The sequence below is a fragment of the Candidatus Electronema sp. TJ genome (assembly GCF_048287355.1).
GTDB lineage: Bacteria > Desulfobacterota > Desulfobulbia > Desulfobulbales > Desulfobulbaceae > Electronema.
In genome coordinates this window covers 22,217-24,226 of the sequence record NZ_JBLWEP010000017.1, presented here as the reverse complement: position 1 = coordinate 24,226, position 2,010 = coordinate 22,217, and the positions used below count along the sequence as shown (strand labels likewise).

The window sequence follows — 2,010 nt, the reverse complement described above, 5'->3', positions numbered from 1 at the left end:
CTCGCCACAACCATGATCGGCAAGCGGTTAGACGAAGCACCCGCGCCGGACGAAGTCGGCTTCTCCCTTTGCGCCTATTCCCTCAACACTGCCCGGGAAGAGATGATCCGGGAACTTGGAGCATAATCATGCTGCTGTTAGTCGGCGCGGTTCCTGCTGACCGCCTTCCTCTGATCATCGGCCCGGTCTCCTTGAGCGAGCGCGGCATCAAGATTGACGGCCACGAGCTGCCCATCAACCGGGGCAACGAGGCGATGATGAAGGCCGCCAGCCTGATCTGCCAGGAATACGGCGTGGATATGCCGATGGGCATGGTTGCGGGCGACATCGGCAAACGCGAGGGCAGCACGGCGATTTACAAACATCTCGCTGCGAATCTGCCGACGATGGGAGCCAAGGTGATGACCATGCACTATGTGATGCCTGACCTCAAGCTGAACAAGAAGGTGCTGGCGACCGTCGCGACAATGCAGGAAAACAAGCCGCTGATGATCGCCGACGCAGGCAGTATGTACGTGGCCAAGGCGGGCGGCGATGCCAAGATGTATGATGTCTTCACCCCGGACATCGGCGAGGCCACCTTTCTGGCGGACGAAAAAGCCGATCATCCAGCCTACACACGCGGCTTTATCTTCAATATGGAAGACGACGTGCCGGAGCTGATCCGCCGGGCCTATGCCAGCGGCAGTGCGCCGAAGACTATGTTTGTCAAAGGAGCGGTGGATTATATCTGCCAAGACGGCGAGATTGTGGATACCATCAGAGAGCCGAGCATTGAGACAATGGAGCCGATTGGCGGCACCGGCGATTTGATCACCGGCATGATCAGCGGCCTGATGCACGCTGGCCGCAGTCCGCTGCTCGCCTGCCGTATTGCTGGGCGCGTCAACCGCGCTGCGGGCGAATTGGCCAATCCCACGCCAGCCACGCAGGTGGAAGAGATACTCCGCTGTCTGCCCAAGGCGTTGGCGAAGGTGCATAAGGAGCTGGGGCTGTAGCAACGGCGATGCTCAAAAAGTCAGCTCTGTAGAAAATGGAGGGAGATGATGCAGGAAAATAAATCTGGCGGCCTGTTCGGCAAGGCGGTGTTCATTGTCATTCTGCTCGTTCTGCTCATTGCGGCAACCAGAAGATTCTACCAGGCCGTGCCTGCCGGATACGCGGCTGTTGCCACTCTTTTCGGCAAGGTGCAGCCGCAGCCGTACCGGGAAGGGCTCCATCTGCCGGTCAATCCGCTCTACAGCTGGTATTTCTACGATATCCGCCAGAAAAGCCATAAAGAGACTGCTGCGGTGACTTCACAGGATCAGCTCCAGACCGCTCTTGACGTGAGCGTGCAGTACCGCTTCCTCCCAGATATGACCCCCAAAATCCTTCAGGAGACCGGCGGCGAGGAGGAAGTCTTGCAGGTGCATCTGGTGCCCAAGCTGCGCTCTCTGTTGCGCGAGCAGAGCAAAGCTGTGCTGCGGGCTGAGGATTTCTTTCTTGAAGCGACCCAGAACACGCTTCAGAACAGTCTGCTTGAGGGGCTGAAGTCCTACATGACCCCAAAGGGGATAGAAATTCAGGCCGTGCTGATGCGCGACATCCGCCTGCCCGCTTTCATCACCAAGGCGATTGAGGAGAAGAAGCAGCGCGAGCAGGAAGTGGAGAAGCAGAAGGCCGAGCTGGAGCGTTTCAAAACCGAGCAGCAGCAGCGGGTTGCCTCCGCCAAGGCCGAACGTGAGGCCGCCGAGGAGACCGCGAAACAGCGGCGGCTGCTGGCCGACGCGCAGGCGTATGAGATCGGCGCGATCAACAAGGCTGCCGGAGAAAGCCCGGCCTACATCAAGCTCAAGGCATTGGAGGCCTTGGAGGCCATCAGCAAGGATCCGGCGGCCAAGCTCTATTTCCTCAATGGCAGCAGTCCTAATCCGCTGCCGCTGATGCATCTGAACGAAAGCGGCTCCGACGCGCCCAAGCCTTGAGGCAGGGAAGTCCCGGACATGCGGAATAAATTCCTCGGCACCG

At 59.2% G+C, this 2,010-nt stretch carries 2 protein-coding genes; both read left to right on the top strand.

Annotation, left to right across the window (positions count from 1 at the left end; all coding sequences use genetic code 11):
* Window positions 1-128 precede the first annotated feature (128 nt).
* Entirely contained in the window at window positions 129-998 is an 870-nt protein-coding gene (locus ACNKID_RS02525; RefSeq protein WP_417911858.1) for an NAD(P)H-hydrate dehydratase, read from the top strand.
* Window positions 999-1,043: 45 nt separating this feature from the next.
* A complete protein-coding gene (locus ACNKID_RS02520) occupies window positions 1,044-1,967 on the top strand; it encodes a prohibitin family protein (RefSeq protein ID WP_417911857.1) in 924 nt (307 codons plus the stop codon).
* Window positions 1,968-2,010: the final 43 nt, after the last annotated feature.

Coding starts and splice junctions, on each gene's coding strand:
- ACNKID_RS02520 (WP_417911857.1), top strand. CDS start 1,044: ATGATGCAGGAAAATAAATCTGGCGGCCTGTTCGGCAAGGCGGTGTTC.
- ACNKID_RS02525 (WP_417911858.1), top strand. CDS start 129: ATGCTGCTGTTAGTCGGCGCGGTTCCTGCTGACCGCCTTCCTCTGATC.